The 16,949-nt window shown below is 44.2% G+C and carries 13 protein-coding genes; 7 read left to right on the forward strand and 6 right to left on the reverse strand.

What is annotated here, in order from left to right; all coding sequences use genetic code 11:
* Nucleotides 1-15: 15 nt before the first annotated feature.
* From QZL69_RS07070 to QZL69_RS07080, 3 genes are all read left to right on the forward strand, one after another.
* Entirely contained in the window at nt 16-843 is an 828-nt protein-coding gene (locus tag QZL69_RS07070; RefSeq protein WP_022214521.1) for a carbohydrate ABC transporter permease, read from the forward strand.
* 182 nt (nt 844-1,025) lie between these two features.
* Nucleotides 1,026-4,070 carry a glycoside hydrolase family 2 TIM barrel-domain containing protein gene (locus QZL69_RS07075; RefSeq protein ID WP_022214522.1) on the forward strand — a complete coding sequence of 1,015 codons (3,045 nt, stop codon included), beginning with the start codon at nt 1,026-1,028 and terminating at the stop codon, nt 4,068-4,070.
* 11 nt (nt 4,071-4,081) lie between these two features.
* Nucleotides 4,082-6,106: a beta-galactosidase gene (locus QZL69_RS07080; protein WP_022214523.1), complete on the forward strand. Its 2,025-nt coding sequence runs from the start codon at nt 4,082-4,084 to the stop codon at nt 6,104-6,106.
* Nucleotides 6,107-6,157: 51 nt separating this feature from the next.
* Here QZL69_RS07080 and QZL69_RS07085 read toward each other — a convergent pair whose 3' ends face one another.
* Together QZL69_RS07085 and QZL69_RS07090 are read right to left on the reverse strand one after the other, a co-directional pair.
* Entirely contained in the window at nt 6,158-6,385 is a 228-nt protein-coding gene (locus QZL69_RS07085) for a hypothetical protein (RefSeq protein WP_022214524.1), read from the reverse strand.
* 4 nt (nt 6,386-6,389) lie between these two features.
* Nucleotides 6,390-6,632 (reverse strand): type II toxin-antitoxin system RelE family toxin, encoded by a 243-nt coding sequence (locus tag QZL69_RS07090; protein WP_022214525.1) that lies wholly within the window; start codon nt 6,630-6,632, stop codon nt 6,390-6,392.
* Between the two features lie 232 nt (nt 6,633-6,864).
* On the opposite strand from QZL69_RS07090, the gene QZL69_RS07095 reads away from it, so the two are divergent.
* Nucleotides 6,865-7,614 carry a GntR family transcriptional regulator gene (locus QZL69_RS07095; RefSeq protein WP_158565306.1) on the forward strand — a complete coding sequence of 250 codons (750 nt, stop codon included), beginning with the start codon at nt 6,865-6,867 and terminating at the stop codon, nt 7,612-7,614.
* Nucleotides 7,615-7,710: 96 nt separating this feature from the next.
* On the opposite strand, the gene QZL69_RS07100 is transcribed toward QZL69_RS07095, so the two are convergent.
* From QZL69_RS07100 to QZL69_RS07110, 3 genes are read right to left on the reverse strand one after another with little or no spacing between them, the layout of a single operon-like run.
* Nucleotides 7,711-7,884: a hypothetical protein gene (locus tag QZL69_RS07100; protein ID WP_022214527.1), complete on the reverse strand. Its 174-nt coding sequence runs from the start codon at nt 7,882-7,884 to the stop codon at nt 7,711-7,713.
* A 3-nt stretch (nt 7,885-7,887) separates the two neighbouring features.
* The gene (locus QZL69_RS07105; RefSeq protein WP_022214528.1) at nt 7,888-9,165 is read right to left on the reverse strand and encodes a cytosine permease; all 1,278 of its coding nucleotides are present in this window, start codon (nt 9,163-9,165) and stop codon (nt 7,888-7,890) included.
* 54 nt (nt 9,166-9,219) lie between these two features.
* Nucleotides 9,220-9,702, reverse strand: coding sequence for a nucleoside deaminase (locus tag QZL69_RS07110; protein ID WP_022214529.1), 483 nt, complete (start codon nt 9,700-9,702; stop codon nt 9,220-9,222).
* A 294-nt stretch (nt 9,703-9,996) separates the two neighbouring features.
* Between QZL69_RS07110 and QZL69_RS07115 the strand changes: the two genes are divergently transcribed.
* From QZL69_RS07115 to QZL69_RS07125, 3 genes are read left to right on the forward strand one after another with little or no spacing between them, the layout of a single operon-like run.
* Nucleotides 9,997-11,145, forward strand: coding sequence for an exonuclease SbcCD subunit D (locus QZL69_RS07115; protein WP_022214530.1), 1,149 nt, complete (start codon nt 9,997-9,999; stop codon nt 11,143-11,145).
* On the forward strand, nt 11,146-14,331 hold the full coding sequence (locus QZL69_RS07120; protein ID WP_022214531.1) for an SbcC/MukB-like Walker B domain-containing protein: 3,186 nt from the start codon (nt 11,146-11,148) through the stop codon (nt 14,329-14,331).
* Between the two features lie 10 nt (nt 14,332-14,341).
* Nucleotides 14,342-15,301 (forward strand): DUF3878 family protein, encoded by a 960-nt coding sequence (locus QZL69_RS07125; protein ID WP_022214532.1) that lies wholly within the window; start codon nt 14,342-14,344, stop codon nt 15,299-15,301.
* Nucleotides 15,302-15,395: 94 nt separating this feature from the next.
* Here QZL69_RS07125 and QZL69_RS07130 read toward each other — a convergent pair whose 3' ends face one another.
* Nucleotides 15,396-16,775 (reverse strand): MATE family efflux transporter, encoded by a 1,380-nt coding sequence (locus tag QZL69_RS07130; protein ID WP_022214533.1) that lies wholly within the window; start codon nt 16,773-16,775, stop codon nt 15,396-15,398.
* Nucleotides 16,776-16,949 lie beyond the last annotated feature (174 nt).

The following is a 16,949-nucleotide window of genomic DNA, read 5'->3' on the forward strand; positions in this document are numbered from 1 at the left end:
AAGTAGGTGATACACGTGACTAAGAAAAACAAATCAGCAATTCAGAGAAGATTGATTCCTACCTATATTTTTCTGATCATCGTGTCATTTATTTCAGTATTTCCGTTATACTGGATGATCTCAGCTGCAACAAATACATCAACAGATGTATCTCGTGGACGAATTATTCCGGGAAGTTACTTCATGGAAAACTTCAAAAACCTGACAGCTCAGCAGCCACTGTGGAGAGCACTTGGAAACTCTTTCTTTTATGCGATCCTCACAACCGTGATCTGTCTGCTGATCTGCTCTATCGCAGGATATGGTTTTGAAGTTTATCATGATAAGGCAAAGGACAGACTGTTCTCTGTTCTGCTTCTTGCAATGATGGTTCCGCAGGTTGCTACCATGGTTCCGTTATTCAAGATGTTCTCTAAAGCAGGACTTCTGAATACAGCAGTTGGTTTTATCCTTCCGATCATTTCTACTCCGTTTATGATCATGATGTTCCGTCAGAACGCAAGATCATTCCCGGTAGATATCATCGAAGCAGCTCGTATCGATGGACTGAGCGAAGTAAGAATCTTCTTACAGATGTTCATTCCTACTATGAAATCTACATATGCAGCTGCAGCAGTTATTACCTTCATGAATGCATGGAACTCTTACCTGTGGCCGAAGGTAATCATGACTGATAACAAGGCGATGACAATGCCAATGTTGATCGCCAACCTGATCACAGGTTATGTAACAGACTATGGTATGCTGATGTGTGGCGTATTATTCTGTTCCATCCCGACAATGGTTGTATTCTTCGTACTGCAGAAACAGTTCGCAGAAGGTATTACCGGAGCGGTTAAGTAAATCAGCGGATTTCGAATGTTTACAGAATTACGGAAATTGCGAAGCAATGGAGTAATTCGGGAGAGATTACAACAATGAACTAAAAAAGGATGCTGCGTGGTCCAGTGGGTATATTGCATAATATGTCCCGTACAGATTATGCGGCATCCTTTTTTGCAAAATCCAATAACAGGAGGATAAGAATGAAAGTTTTTGATTATTCTTTAGTAAAGGATCCACAGTATTTCAAAGATGGAAGAATGGATGCACATTCTGACCACACATATTACAGAGATGGAGAGGAAGCGAAGGAAAAAGAAACTTCCTTCCGTTATGACCTTAACGGAATCTGGAAATTCCACTATGCCCGTAACTATGGAAGTGCGATTCCGGGATTCGAAAAAGAAGAATATTGCTGCAGAGACTGGGATGATATCCGCGTGCCGGCACATATCCAGATGGAAGGATATGATGCACCTCAGTATGCTAACGTACAGTATCCGTGGGAAGGCCACGAGGACATCCATCCGGGTGAGATTCCGGAGCATTTCAATCCGGTTGCAAGCTACGTGAAATACTTTGAAGTGCCGGAAGAAATGCAGGGGAAACGTCTCTTTATCTCCTTCCAGGGAGCAGAGAGCGGCATTGCATTATGGCTCAACGGACACTTCGTCGGATACAGTGAAGACTCTTTTACACCGTCAGAATTTGAACTGACCGAATATATAAAAGAAGGCGAAAACAAACTCGCAGCACAGGTATTCAAATGGACAGCAAGCAGCTGGTGCGAGGACCAGGACTTCTTCCGTTTCTCCGGAATTTACAGAGATGTTTACCTTTATACTGTACCGGAAGTTCATGTTTATGACCTTCAGATCCGTGCGATCCCGGATGAAACATTAAGTGCAGCAGCACTTGAGATCAGAACAAATACCTGGGGCAAAGGCACAGTTAAGATTACTCTTTCCAAAGACGGAGAGACCGTGATCGAGGACAAAAAAGCACTCGACGGAGAAGAAATTTATTCCTGGAAAGTAGCAGATCCGGTACTCTGGAGTGCAGAAGAACCACAGCTTTATGACCTGACACTGGAAGTTTATAATGAGGCAGGAGAGCTTCAGGAAGTGATCCCACAGAGAGTTGGATTCCGTCGTTTCGAGATGAAAGACGGCATTATGACACTGAATGGAAAACGTATCGTATTCAAGGGTGTTAACCGTCATGAATTCAGTTCTGTAAGCGGAAGACACGTATCCGAAGAAGAACTCCGCAAAGACCTTAAGACCATGAAGCAGAACAATATCAATGCGATCCGTACCTGTCATTATCCGGATGCATCCCTGATCTATCAGCTCTGCGATGAATACGGAATCTATATGATCGATGAGACAAACCTGGAATCCCACGGTTCCTGGGATGTTGCTGAATTTACAAAGGATTACACCTACGTTGTGCCGCATGACAAGCCGGAATGGCTGGATATGATGCTTGACCGTGCAAACTCCATGTATCAGAGAGACAAAAACCACACGGCGATCCTGATCTGGTCCTGCGGAAATGAGTCCTTCGGAGGCAAGGATATTTTTGAAATGTCACAGTTCTTCCATAAGGCAGACCCAACCCGCCTGGTTCACTATGAAGGAGTCTGCCATGACCGCAGATATAACGATACCAGTGATATGGAAAGCCAGATGTATCCGTCTGTAGAAGCAATCAAAGAGTTCCTTGCAAAGGACGACTCCAAACCGTTTGTCTGCTGTGAATATACACATGCAATGGGAAATTCCTGCGGTGCAATGCACAAATATACAGATCTGACCGACACAGAACCGAAGTATCAGGGTGGATTTATCTGGGACTACATTGACCAGTCTATCTACAAAAAAGACCGATATGGCAAAGAATTCCAGGCGTACGGCGGCGACTTCGGAGAACGTCCGACAGACTATAACTTCAGCGGAAACGGTATCGCATATGGTGGAAACAGAGATGCTTCACCGAAGATGCAGGAAGTCAAATTTAACTACCAGAACATCACTGCAGAAGTCAGTGCAGACAGTGTAAAAGTCATCAACAAGAACCTGTTTGTGAACACAGATATTTTTGACTGCAAAGTAACTGTTGCAAAGAATGGTAAAGTGATCCGCAAGGCTTCTCTTGCAACGGCAGTTGCTCCATTAAGCGAAGAAACCTATGCACTTCCGCTCGCAAAAGAAGAGAAACCAGGCGAATATGCAGTGACTGTTTCCTTCCATCTGAAAGAAGATAAAGCATGGGCAGAAGCGGGACATGAGGTAGCTTTTGGACAGTATGTATACCAGGTTGAAGAACCGAAAAAGACCTGCCCGGAAGGTGTAAAAGTGATCCGCAGTACACACAATATCGGTGTCAGAGGAGCGTATTTTGAAGTGCTTTTCTCTGTATTGAACGGCGGTCTGGTATCTTATAAATATGCCGGAAAAGAAATGATCGAGGCAATTCCAAAGCCAAACTTCTGGCGTGCACCAACGGATAATGACTGTGGAAATCTCATGGGAATGCGCTACGGACAGTGGAAGATCGCCAGCATGTACTTAAGCCACAAAGACTTCCGTCAGGGACCATACGGCCCGGGAAATGAGCCGGAAGTAGAGGGAAATGAGAAGACTGTAAAAGTGACTTACACGTATCTCATGCCGACCACACCACTCAGCGAATGCAGACTTTCCTATGAAGTATCCGGTGATGGAAGAGTAAAGACAACCCTCAGTTATGACCCAGTCAAAGAACTTGGTGACATGCCGGAATTTGGTGTGATCTTCAAATTCAATGCAGATTATGACCGTGTGGAATGGTACGGACTTGGAGAGGCAGAGACCTATTCTGACCGTAAAAAAGGAGCAAAACTTGGCATCTATGCAAACAAAGTCGCAGACAATATTGCAAGATATATGGTTCCGCAGGAATGTGGTGCAAAAGAAGAAGTGCGCTGGGCAAAAATAACTGACCGCAAGGGAAGAGGAATGCTCTTTGAGATGGATGAAAACAACGGACCGATGATGTTCTCAGCACTTCCATACACTCCACATGAGATGGAAAATGCAATGCATCCATACGAACTTCCGGAGGTTCATTACACCGTTGTACGTGTTGCAAAAGACCAGATGGGAATCGGTGGAGATGACAGCTGGGGAGCACGCACACACGAAGAATATTTACTGGAAACCGATAAAAAGATGGAATTTTCCTTTGTATTTAAAGGACTTTAAGAGGAGACAACATGGCGAAACAGATGAAATACGGACGTTACCTTCATGGTGGAGATTATAACCCGGAGCAGTGGCTTGACCGCCCGGATATCCTTCAGAAAGATATCGAATATTTCAAAAAAGCACATATCAACACTGTATCGGTAGGGATTTTTTCCTGGGCTGTTCTTGAACCTGAAGAAGGAAAATATAACTTCGACTGGCTGGAAGAGATCATTAACAATCTTTATAAAGAGGGGATTCATACCATTCTTGCAACTCCGTCAGGAGCAAGACCGAAATGGATGGCAGACAAATACGAAGAAGTCCTTCGTATGGATCCGGACAGAACCCGAAGATTCTTCGGAGGCAGACATAATCACTGTTTTACCTCTCCGGTATACAGAGAAAAAGTCCATGCGATCGATAAGAAATTAGCCGAAAGATTCGGCAAACATCCGGCAGTTATGCTGTGGCATATTTCCAATGAGTTTGGAGGAGAGTGTCATTGTCCTCTGTGTCAGGCAAAATTCAGAGACTGGCTGAAAGAAAAATATGGCACGATTGAAAACCTCAACAAGAGCTGGTGCACAACATTCTGGAGCCACATTTACAACAGCTTTGATCAGATCGAAAGCCCATCCACGAAGGGTGAAAATGAACTTCATGCACTGAAACTTGACTGGAAGCGTTTTGTCACAGATCAGACGATCGACTTTATCAAAAATGAGGTTGATGCGATTCGTGAAGGAGGTTCTGAACTGCCTGTGACCGCCAATCTGATGTATGATTTTGACGGTCTGGATTACAAAAAATTCAAAGATGTTCTTGATATTGTATCCTGGGACAACTATCCGGGATGGCACAAAAAAGAGGAATATGTCACAGCTGTTGACGTGGCAATGCAGCACGATCTGATGCGTAGCATCAAGAAAGCACCGTTCCTTCTTATGGAATCCTGCCCGTCTGCAACCAACTGGAAACCGATCAACAAACTCAAAAAACCAGGAATGCTTCTGGCAGGTTCTCTCCAGGCAGTTGCTCACGGTTCTGACAGTGTTCTGTATTTCCAGCTTCGTCAGAGCCAGGGCGCTTCCGAGAAATTCCACGGTGCTGTGATCGATCATTACGGCAAAGAAGATACCCGTGTTTTCCGTGAAGTAACAGAGGTTGGAGAGGTTCTGGAACAGATTCAGGAGACTGTTGGAACCAACATGAAATCTCAGGTAGCCGTTCTCTATGACCGTGAAAATGACTGGGCAATCGCGGATGTACAGGGACCGAGAAACGAAGATATGCACTATCGTGAAAATGTGCAGAAGAACTACCGTGCACTGAGAGAACAGGGACTGAATGTCGACATTATTGCAATGGAACATGACCTTGCAGACTACAAAGTTCTGGCAGCTCCGATGGCATATATGTTCAAAGACGGATACGAAGAAAAACTCCGCACCTATGTAGAAAATGGAGGAACTCTGGTACTTTCCTACTGGTCCGGACTGGTAGACGGTACAGACAAATGCTTCCTTGACGGAACTCCATACGGACTGATGGACGTAACAGGAATCCGCAGTGCAGAGATCGACGCTCTTTATGACTGGGAAGAAAACCATGCGATTCCACAGGCTGGAAGCCACCTCGGAATCAGCAATGTATATTCCTGCAAGAACCTCTGCGAACTGGTTGAAGTTTCCGATGCGGAAGTGCTGTTGCGCTACGGCGAAGACTTCTATCAGGGATATCCGGTGCTGACACACAAGGCATTCGGCAAAGGCCACGTATACTATGTATGCGCGGATATGGAACTTGGATTCTATCAGGACTTCTACGGCAGAGTAGCTGCAGAAACAGGTCTGAAATCCCCGATCGAATTCATTCCGGAAGGCGTTGCCGTGACCGTAAGAGAAAGCGAAGACACCGAATACCTCTTCATCCAGAACTATGCGCGCAAGCCACAGGCTGTTCCAGTTCCGGCAGAGTATGAACTGCTCTATGGAACCGAAAGCGAAGTCATGGCACCGCTGCAGACAAGGATTTTGAAGAAACACAAATAAAAAATAAGACAGAAAAAAGTTCCCGGCACTTTGTCAGGAACTTTTTTCTTGTTATTTTAAATTCAATTCTTTAAGCAAATCTTCCTGAGAAACAGATGGCTGATAATCAGGATCGCCATTTTTATAGGCGTTCATAATTGCCTGTTCGTCGGGATCAGGCACAACCTGTTCGATATTATCAAGAGCAAAAGTGGAGAGAATCAGATCCCAGACTTTTTGCGCATCCTCTTCGCTCATAACAGTAACAGCTCCGAAAATTCGTTCTTTTATACTGGACATAGTATCACACTCCTTTATAAATCTGACCACGGTTTCCGATATCGATGATATCTATTATGATACCATTAACATTAAATAAAACTCTGAAATTTCCTACACGAAGACGATATCCGTCGGTACCCTGTAATTTCTTTATATCACCCTCCAACGGAAGTCTGGAAATGGCTGCTATCAATCTTTTCTGCGAAGGAATATCCTGGCGTTTTAAAAATTTGATTGCCTTTTTGGAATATGAAATTTGAAACAATAGAAAACCTCCCTACATAAATTATAGTCGAATCATATTTAATTTTTTATCTTATGTAGGTGTAGTTTGATTATAAAAAAAACATGAGAATACGTCAATATATATGGGAGTTAATTGGGATAGTAATTTTGTTGTAGTATAAAAGTATCAATCTAATCTTTTCATATATCAGGAAATTGTGGTACTATTATTTACAGAAAAGAAAATATACCAGAAAGAACTGATGATTATAATGAAACAGATAAAAAAGATTAATCTTAAATCTCAGGTTCGTGCGGAACTGGAAGAGTATATTCATTCTCTGGATCTGGATGTAGCCAACAAACTCCCGCGGGAAGAGGAACTCTGCCGTATTCTCGGGATCAGCAGGGTGACGCTTCGAAGCGTGCTGGATGATCTGGCAGCAGAGGGAATTATCATCCGGGTTCATGGAAGAGGTACTTTTGTCAATCCGCACTTTCGGGAAATTGCATGCCGGTTTGACCAGGCAATCCATTTTCCGGATCTGATCGAGAGCAGTGGATATAAAGCACGGATGGAGATACTGGAAATTCGGATGGAGCCGGCCGAAAAAGAAGTAGCGGAAGCATTGAGACTGGCACCGGGAGCACAGGTCTGGAGTGCACTTAAGGTATTTTATGCGGATGAACATCCCTGCGTGATCAGCTACGATTATGTGTCGACAGAAATTTTTTCTGAGGAGGCACTGGAGAAACTGAAGAACTACAAAGACAGTATTTTCTATTTTCTTTATCAGGAAACCGGAAGAAGGATTGCCTGGGATAAGGTGGAGATCGATACCATCCTGAGCGATGATATACTGCCGAGAGGAATGAAAGTAAAAGGTTTTCCGGAGCGAAAACCATTTCTTTTTCTGAGTTCGGTAAATTATGATGAGAAGAACCGGGAGAGTGTTTATATTCGTGAATATATCAATACTTCTATACTGAAGTATTCCCAGATCCGTAAAAGAATTTTTTGAACAGTAAATAAAAAAGAAACAGATCCTCTGTGCGGAACAGAAGATCTGTTTCTTTTTTGGTAGGAAAAAATTTATCAAAGCTGAGTATTGTTTCTGTTACGGCTGCCAGGATGAAAATGCGTAGATCAGAACAAAGATACTGGCGATCAGTAAAACATTTCCCGTCATGATCAGCGATGATGCAGTACAAAGGCATGCCATAAAGGCACCAATGCCCATAATAATGATACCGATAAGTGCGGCGATTTTGTATTTTTTCAGTTCATCCATGATTTAGCCCTCCATGATAACCTGTTTTTTGGTAATCTTCATCAGTACAGTGTAGATAACGGCACCAAGGATCAGTCCGTTCAGGGACGGAAGTCCAAATGGAAGTGTAAATACCAGAACCAGTGACAGTACCCATGCGATCCATGGGATGATGTTGAAGCTGTGGAATCTGACACCTTCAAGTCTGGCGTATTTTCCATGATGGATGATAAAGTAGTCAGCCAGAATGATTCCCGGAAGCGGCGGTACGATAGTACCGAGCAGGTTCAGGAATGTAAACAGGAATGAGATCTGATAAGGTCTGCACAGTGTTGCTGCGGCAGAAATGATCAGGATCACGATGATGATTTTTTTTCTGTCCATTTTGAATGCGTTGGACAGGTTCAGTGAAGTCGAATACAGGTTTGATGCATTTGTTGTAAAAATATTGGTTGTCATCAGGATCAGACACGGAATCAGTAATCCCATGGATAACAGTACATTTGTCAGATCGCTGTCCCCAACAGCAATAGAAGTAAGTGTACCGCAGAGAATCATGAAGATATTTCCACCGAGAAGTCCTGTCAGCGTAGCTGCGATGGCGGATTTTGCAGATTTTGCATAACGCATGATATCTGCGATGCAGGTAGCTGTGGAAAGGATCCAGGTACCGATTACGATTGTGATACCGCTTCCGATAGAAATGCTGTCAGTTGGAACATAGCCCAGGATTCCGTCTACACCGACCATGCCCACAGCACGGATAGATGTTGCCAGTGACAGGAATACGATCGCCGGAATTGCGATATATCCAAGAATACTGATGGCTTTGTAACCTTTCATGGAAAAAATACCCATGATCACAGCGCTGACTGCCATGCAGAATAATTCAACAGTTCCACTCCAGTTAAATGCCTGTGCGATGAAATGTCCGTAAGTTGCAGCCTGGATCGTATACCAGCCGATGTTTACGACAGGTACGAACATGGAAGCGACGCGGGAGCCTTTGTCTCCAAAACTGTACTTCGTCAGCAGGGCAAAAGTAAGACCTGTTTTGCTGGCGATATAGCTGACAGCTATAGCAATAAGGCTTAAGAATACGTTTCCAAGTACAACTGCAAGTACGATCCCCTTAAAATCCAGCCCGGCAGATAATCCCCCTCCTGCCATCATACTGGTAATAACAAATACGAATCCAGTCCAGACGATCGTCAGACTGAAATAGCTTTTTCGCTCATTCTCAGGAACGGTACAAAGTGCGAACTCTGTATCCTGTTCGTTAGTATTGTTTGTGTTTCCCATAGTAAATACCCTCTAAAAAAATAAAATAGTTTTTGTAATCCCTGATCCCATAAGTTATTTGTTCCAGAATCCCCTGTGAACTTCAGCTGCAAGCGGTGCAAGTTCCGGGAATGGTCCGATCACCTGGATATCTTTCTGACCTTTGGCAAATACTTCCCTGCATGGAAGATCGAAGGTCGGATTCTGCTCATCGGAACCGGTCAGTGACAGCAGATCCTTTTCTGTCATTGCATAAACGACACGTCCGATATTGGACCAGTAAATACAGCCGGCGCACATTGCACATGGTTCGGCAGTTGTATACAGTGTGCATTTCCAGAGAAAATCTTTGGAATACATGGTGGATGCTTTTTCTGCGAGCTGTGTTTCTGCGTGTCCGGTACTTTTGTGAGTGGAAATCTCTACATTTTCCTGTTCTAACAGGATATTTCCATCCTCGTCAACGAGGATTGCGCCGAATGGTGTGTTTCCGTGTTCACGGGATGTTTTGGAAACTTCGATGCATCGTTTCAGATAATATTCATGTTCTCTATACATGATTGGTTTCTCCCTTCGTTGTTTTTGACTTATGATTGGTATGAGGTAATACCTTTAAATGAATCATAACATAGTATACAAAAATTTTCAATCAGGCAAAAAAACTTTGTAAAAAGTAACTAATAAAAGTTGAAAAACATCGGTTTTAAGATACCTAAATTGTGCAAAAGGCAAAAGAAACGTCATAAAAAATACTTCCTGTCGAGAAATAGCGAAAGAAAAAGATGCAGGCAGACAGTCGAAATGTTATGATGTAAAAAGAGACAGAAAATACTGCCGGAGAGGAACGTGACTATGAAATTTTTTCACTTATCAGATTTACATATCGGATTGAAATTAATGAACCGTGATCTGCGGGAAGATCAGGAATATATTTTGAGTAAGATCGTCGAGGCAGCAGGTCGGGAAGAGCCGGATGCGGTTGTGATCGCGGGAGACATTTATGATAAAGCCGTTCCGTCTGCCGAAGCAGTCGAAGTTTTTGACCGGTTTCTCGAAGAACTGACGGAGACTGTTCCGAATGCGGTGATCATGATGATCAGCGGAAATCACGACAGTGCGCCGAGGGTCAACTGTTTTCGAAATGTTTTGTCCAGACAGAAGGTATATATGATCGGTCAGCCACCGAGAACAAAGGCAGAATATATAGAAAAAGTCGTTCTGCATGATACATATGGAAATGTGAATTTTTATCTGCTTCCGTTTGTAAAACCATCTATGGTCAAACAGGTCGTGGGGGTGGACGAGAATGGAAATAATCTTTCTTATAATGAAACCCTGCACAGACTGATCAGGCGTGAGGAAATTGATGAGAATGACAGAAATGTACTCGTCAGCCACCAGTTTTATCTTCCTGTCGGCAAGAAAGCAGATGAGATCGAGCGAATGGAATCAGAAATCTGCACGGTAGGAAATATCGATGAAATTTCCGCAGATGTGTTGGAGATTTTTGATTATGCGGCGCTTGGACATATCCACAAACCAATGAAAGCTGGCAGCGAAAACTGGCGTTATTGCGGAACACCTCTCGCCTGCTCTGTGAGTGAAGCACAGCAGCAGAAAGGGATCATAATGGTAGAAATGGGCGCAAAAGGCGAAGTCAAAACAACAGTCTTATCACTTGAACCACTGCGTCAGGTGAAGGTTGTAAAGGGAACACTGGAAGAGGTTCTGGAAGAATCCTGTGCAGATTATGTAACAGTCATTTTGACAGATAAAGCAGATCTTGACGTGATCGATATGCAGGAGCGCATCCGGCTGGCATTTCCGAATCTGCTGGAGATCCGAAGGGAAAATCTGAGAAAAGCTGATTATACCAGAACGTTACAGACGGAAGAACTGCTTGACCCTTATGAGTTATGCTGCTCTTTTCTAAAAGATCTGGATGAGGAAGAGAAGACGATCCTGCAGGATGTACTTCACACGGTTCAGGGGGTGAAATAGATGAAACCTTTACGCTTAAAAATGCAGGCATTTGGCTCTTATGGTAAGGAAACAGTGATCGATTTTGAGAAAGTAAACCAGAATCTTTTTCTTATTACGGGAGATACCGGAGCGGGGAAAACGACTATTTTTGATGCGATCGTATTTGCTTTATATGGGGAGGCAAGTTCTTCGACAAATAAGAAAGACGGCGTTGTTCTGCAGAGTCAGTATGTGGATTTTGCGCAGGAACCGTTTGTGGAACTTGTCTTTGCAGAGGGACAGGGCGAGACCAGGGAAGTGTATACCGTGCGCCGCGTTCCGAGACATCTCAAGATGATCACCAGAGGTGCGGCGAAGGGAAAACAGAGAGAAGTTACGGGATCTGTAAGTCTCATTATGCCGGATGGGACTGAATATCCGTCCAAAGAAACTGACCGGAAATTACAGGAGATCACAGGACTTACGAAGGGGCAGTTCATGCAGGTTGCGATGATCGCACAGGGTGAATTTATGGAGCTTCTGCGGGCAAGATCCGATGACAAAAAAGTGATCTTCCGGAAGCTTTTTAATACAGAAATGTACCAGGAGATCGTGGCAGAACTGGGTAATCGGAAGCGTGCAAAAGAGAAAGAGATCGCTGTTTTGAAAACACAGTGTCAGAGCGAAGTGAGCAGGATCCGCATACCTGAAATATACGGATCAGAGATACTCAAACAGTTGAAAAAACAACTTGAAGAAGGTGAGATGACACGCCTCACAGATTTCCTGAAAGAGCTGGAAATACTATGTGACTGGCTGGGAAAACATACCCGCGAGGCGGAAAAAGAATACCAGGAAGCGGCTAAAAAAAGAGATGAAAAAAGAGAGGCATATACAAGAGCAGAAGAACTTCTGAAGTGGTTTGTACAGCTCGAAGATGCGGAACAGAAACTGCAGCAATATGCATCTGATGAAGGCAGAATAAAGGAGATGCAGGGGCTGCTCGGACGTATCAGAGATACCTGGGAGATCAGGGAAAACTATATGCTTCTGAGTGATGCCCAGAAACATCTGAGAGATCTGGAAGAAGCACTGCTGAGTCAGGAAAAACGCCTGCCAATGCTGAAAAACGCGCGGGAAGCAGCCGAAAGTGCTGAAGAACAGGCGAAGCAGACATACGATCAGGAGCTGCAGAATCACAGCAGAATATCTGAGAAAGTACAGAAGTCATTAGAGGTTTTGACGCAGATAAAAAACCTTTCTATACAGACAGAAACAGACAGAAAAAGTTACAACGAAGCGACCAGAAAAACGCAGAAAACACAGCAGCAGCAGGAAACTCTGGAGCAGAAAGCTGAACAGTGGAAAATACAGAGTGAAGAGCTGGCAGAAGTGGACAAAAAACTGGCAGTTGCGGAGGGAAAAAAGGAAGAAGCAGATGCTGTTTCGCAGGAAATTTCTGACGTTCGAACACTTGGAAATCAGGCAGAGCAGTGCCGCAAAAAAGCGATCAAAGCAAGAGAAGATTATGTCAGAATAACAGAAGATTATAATGCGGCAAATACAAAATATGAGAGTATGAGACAGCGTTTTTTGAACGCACAGGCAGGTTTTCTTGCGGAAGAACTGGAACCGGGAAAACCATGTCCCGTATGTGGCTCGACAGAACATCCGAATCCACATAAAAGGGCTGTGGAATATGTGGATATCTCCGAAGAAAAACTCCAGAATATGCAGATAAATGTGGATAAACTTCGCAAAAAGCAGGAGAAATCGGCAGGAGATGTCGCGGCGGCAAGAGCAGAATATGAGACACGAAAAACGACCTACATTGGCAGTGTACGAAAACTTCAGGAACGTTTGGGAAAAAGTATTTCTTCTATAACAGAGCAGTCGAGTGTGACAGAAATGGACCATGTGCTGGAGAACTGGAAGCAGCAGCTGGAAGAAGAACTGAACAAGTTAAAGAAAGACGCGAAACTTCTGGCGAAACTCCGTGAGGCACTTCAGAATATAGAAGAACAGAGACGAAAACTTCGGGAAACGTATACTCAATGTATGACAGAAGAAAAAGAAGCGGCAGAAAAACTGGCAGGCAGTGAGGCTACATTGAAAAATCTGAAAGATTCTGCAGAATTTCAGACAGAAGAAGCGGCAAAGGCAGCTTTGCATCAGGCAGTGAGCAGCAAACAGCGTGCGGAGGAAACATATCAGAAGGTTTCGGCAGAAGCAAAAGAAGCTGTGAATTCGCAAAAGCAGGCAGAGACACTGATCGGCCGTTATCAACAGGAAATTCCGACACAGAAACAGTGCGTGGAAGAACGAAAAACTTCTTATATAGAAATAATGAGCACGAAGCAGATGACGGAAAAAGAATGGAAAGAACTTGCAGAGGCTTACAGCCGTGAGGCGGCAGAAGAATTTCAGAAAACAGTTAATACTTATTATGAAAAGAAAGCGGCACAGCAGGCAAGGAGGGATTCTGCAAAGAATGCAGTTGGGAAGGTCGGACGGCCAGTCCTGGAAGAAATTCAGAAGGAAAGAGATCTGGCCGAGACAGAATATCTGGAAGCAGAAAAGATTTATAATCAACTGCGTATGGACAGCAAAGACGATGGAGAGATTTTGGCTGCTCTTTCATCCAGACTGGAAGAACGAAAGGCAGTTGTGGAGGAACATGCCCGGATCGATGCTCTGTATCGGATGACATCAGGAAATGTAAGTGGAGCACGTATGGATCTGGAAACGTATGTCCAGAGATATTATCTGGAGAGGATCCTTTATGCGGCGAACCGACGTTTTCAGGAGATGTCTGCAGGGCAGTTTGAATTTCGGATGTATGACTTGGAAAAAGCAGGCGAAGGTAAAAATCGCGGACTGGATCTGATGGTATATTCTACAGTCACCGGCAAAGAACGGGAAGTGCGGACGCTTTCCGGAGGGGAATCTTTTATGGCGGCGTTATCACTTGCATTTGGAATGGCAGATCAGATCCAGGAAAGTTCTGCGGCGGTCAATCTGGATATGATGTTTATAGATGAAGGCTTTGGTTCACTGGATGAGCACTCACGCAACCAGGCGGTAAAAGTCCTTCAGGAGATGGCTGAGGGATCAAGACTGATCGGAATCATTTCCCATGTGACAGAACTTAAACAGGAGATAGAAGATCAGCTGATCGTAAACAAAGATGAAAATGGAAGCCGTGTAAGATGGCAGATCAGTTAAGGAAGAAAGAATGACAGAAAATACATTGGAAAAGCTGGCACAGCTTCTGGAACAGGATCAGTTTGAGCTGATTTTTTCAGAAAGCGGAGCAGGCAGAGGACAGGATATACGGCTGGTATACCTGATGAATGATGCTGTAGAGAGCTTTCTGGTCTTCCGGGATGCCCGGATGACAGGCGAATATCATGCGGAGTATGAGGGAGAACTGGAAGCATCTCTGAACAAACAGGGTGAGGAATTTGTGCTGGTGGTGAAACAGGGAGAGACAGTCCTGACGCTGTTTTTTGAAAAGATGGATCTGGAAGTGTATCTGTATGAATATGCATACACCGGACATTTCTGGGTTAAGGGATATGAATATCTGAGGCAGCTCGAATACAGGCTTGCGATTCTGAGAGATAAGTACGATTATCTTGGCGAAGAATACTGCACCGAGGAAGAAAAACGTCTGGCAGCACTTGTAGAGTTTCCTCCATTAAATTATTGCTGCTATCCGGCAGTTCCGGAAAAGTATATCGTGCCGCGGGAGGATCCCTGGGTTCCGTCGGAGGAAGCCATTACTTATATGAAAGAACTCTCTGCGGAGTGCGGAGATATTTCTCTCGAAAAAAAGCTGGAAACATATCGGAAACATCCGACAAAATTCCGGGCAAAAAGAATTGCAGCCATGCTTCATAAAAAGAAACATGCTGCGGTTGTGGATCTGCTGACACGGAGACTGCAGGAAGCAACAGCGGAGTATCCACGGCGCTTTCTTGGGGATGAGCTGGAACGGAAATATGAGAAGATGCTGAAAATGGCGAGAAAAAGACAGCAGGAATTGGAGAAACAGGGATATAAGTCAGATATTCTGAGAGAAGAGCCTTTTACGATCGCGCGAGATTCGCTGGGGTATAAAGTGTATCTTATGATATGGAAAGAAAAAAGGGGCGACGTGGTGGTGGAAGTCGAAGAATATGCCTGTAAATAAAAGCCAGGGGGACGGGTATTGTACCTGCCTCTCCGGCTTTTTTGTTGCATTGCATATCGAGAAGGTGCCAGTGGCAAGTGGCAAGTCCGCTGATTTACTCGTTTTTCATCTGTGAGAGTTCCCTTCTTGCAAACACGACTGCGAGTACAAAAGCCGCCGCATCAGCAATTGGCCCTGCGTACATTACGCCGTCAATTCCAATAAACTTCGGAAAGATCACAACAAGTGGAAGCAGGAAGATCACCTGTCTCGTAAGGGACATGATAATACCAAGTCCTGCTTTTCCTATAGAAGTAAAAAATCCTGCGGACATTGGCTGAATGCCATTTGCAAAAGTGAGAAGCATAAAGATCCTCAGATAATTTTCCGCAAATTTAAAGTACAGATCACTTCCGCCGCCAAACATTCCTACGATCTGATGAGGGAAAAACTGAAAGCACAGGAAAAAGATCACTGCAATGATCGTACAGGCGGTGGCTGAATATTTATATGTCTGTCGAACGCGGTCAAATTTTCGTGCACCGTAGTTAAAGCCCCAGATTGGCTGTGCACCCTGAGAGATTCCGATACAGATTGCCAGGAAGACCATATTTACTTTGGATACGATTCCGACGCATGCGATCGGAATATCACTTCCATAAACAGAAATTGATCCATAATAGCGAAGGATATTGTTCATTACGATCTGAACAGCTGCAATTGCGATCTGATTGATGCAGGAAGCCATTCCAAGTGAAGTGATCGCTTTGAGGTGGCGCATTTGTGGCTTTAGCATTTTGCGGTCCAGATACATTTTGCGGAATTTTGTAAAATAAAGCAGGACCAGAAATGCAGATACGATCTGACCGATCACAGTTGCCCAGGCGCCACCTTTGATGCCCCATTTGAAACCAAAGATAAATAACGGGTCCAGGATGGTGTTGATGACTGCTCCGGTAAGGGTGCAGGTCATGGAATAAGTAGGACTGCGGTCAGCACGGATCAGATGATTTCCTCCGACGGATAAAGTAAAGAACGGAAGACCGATCGCAATGATGCTTACATAATCTGTTGCATAAGGCATAACAGTATCCGTCGCGCCAAAAAAGATAAGCAGCGGCCGCAGGAAAATCAGAATGACTGCGGCAATGGATACTCCGGTGATGACCAGTGTGGAAAGTGCGCTTCCGGCGATCTCGCTTGCTTTGTGCTCATTACCTGCGCCCATTTCCAGATTATAGTTGGATGCACCACCGATTCCCAGAAGCAGAGCGGCAGCAGTTGAGATCGTCGTAACCGGGAATGCAATATTGGTAGCGGCATTTCCAAGCATGCCGACACCCTGACCGATAAAGATTTGGTCTACTATATTATAGAGAGCATTGACCAGCATACTGATAATGGCAGGGATTGCAAATTTGGCAAGAAGACTGCCGACAGGGGCAGAACCCAGTGGATTTGCTGCGGTTGATGTTGAAGGGGATTGCTGTTTCAAGATAAAAACCTCTTTCTTCTATAGTAATGTGGTATGTTCGCCCCATTTTGGGGAGATACTATCAAGTATAACACAAAAAAAGAAAAAAAGCTTGAGTGAAAAAGTAAATTCCGCACGTAAACTTAAATTCCATACAGAAGACTAAATTCTATATTTTAGGGTTTGACGAAATGC

Source organism: Blautia sp. CAG:237 (assembly GCF_000436615.1).
Lineage (GTDB): Bacteria > Bacillota > Clostridia > Lachnospirales > Lachnospiraceae > Blautia_A > Blautia_A intestinihominis.

Bases quoted from the DNA above. Each gene is read 5' to 3' on its own strand.
- QZL69_RS07115 (WP_022214530.1), top strand. From the start codon at position 9,997: ATGAAATTTTTTCACTTATCAGATTTACATATCGGATTGAAATTAATG.
- QZL69_RS07125 (WP_022214532.1), top strand. From the start codon at position 14,342: ATGACAGAAAATACATTGGAAAAGCTGGCACAGCTTCTGGAACAGGAT.
- QZL69_RS07120 (WP_022214531.1), top strand. From the start codon at position 11,146: ATGAAACCTTTACGCTTAAAAATGCAGGCATTTGGCTCTTATGGTAAG.
- QZL69_RS07080 (WP_022214523.1), top strand. From the start codon at position 4,082: ATGGCGAAACAGATGAAATACGGACGTTACCTTCATGGTGGAGATTAT.
- QZL69_RS07085 (WP_022214524.1), bottom strand. From the start codon at position 6,385: ATGTCCAGTATAAAAGAACGAATTTTCGGAGCTGTTACTGTTATGAGC.
- QZL69_RS07100 (WP_022214527.1), bottom strand. From the start codon at position 7,884: ATGGATGAACTGAAAAAATACAAAATCGCCGCACTTATCGGTATCATT.
- QZL69_RS07075 (WP_022214522.1), top strand. From the start codon at position 1,026: ATGAAAGTTTTTGATTATTCTTTAGTAAAGGATCCACAGTATTTCAAA.
- QZL69_RS07095 (WP_158565306.1), top strand. From the start codon at position 6,865: ATGAAACAGATAAAAAAGATTAATCTTAAATCTCAGGTTCGTGCGGAA.
- QZL69_RS07110 (WP_022214529.1), bottom strand. From the start codon at position 9,702: ATGTATAGAGAACATGAATATTATCTGAAACGATGCATCGAAGTTTCC.
- QZL69_RS07105 (WP_022214528.1), bottom strand. From the start codon at position 9,165: ATGGGAAACACAAACAATACTAACGAACAGGATACAGAGTTCGCACTT.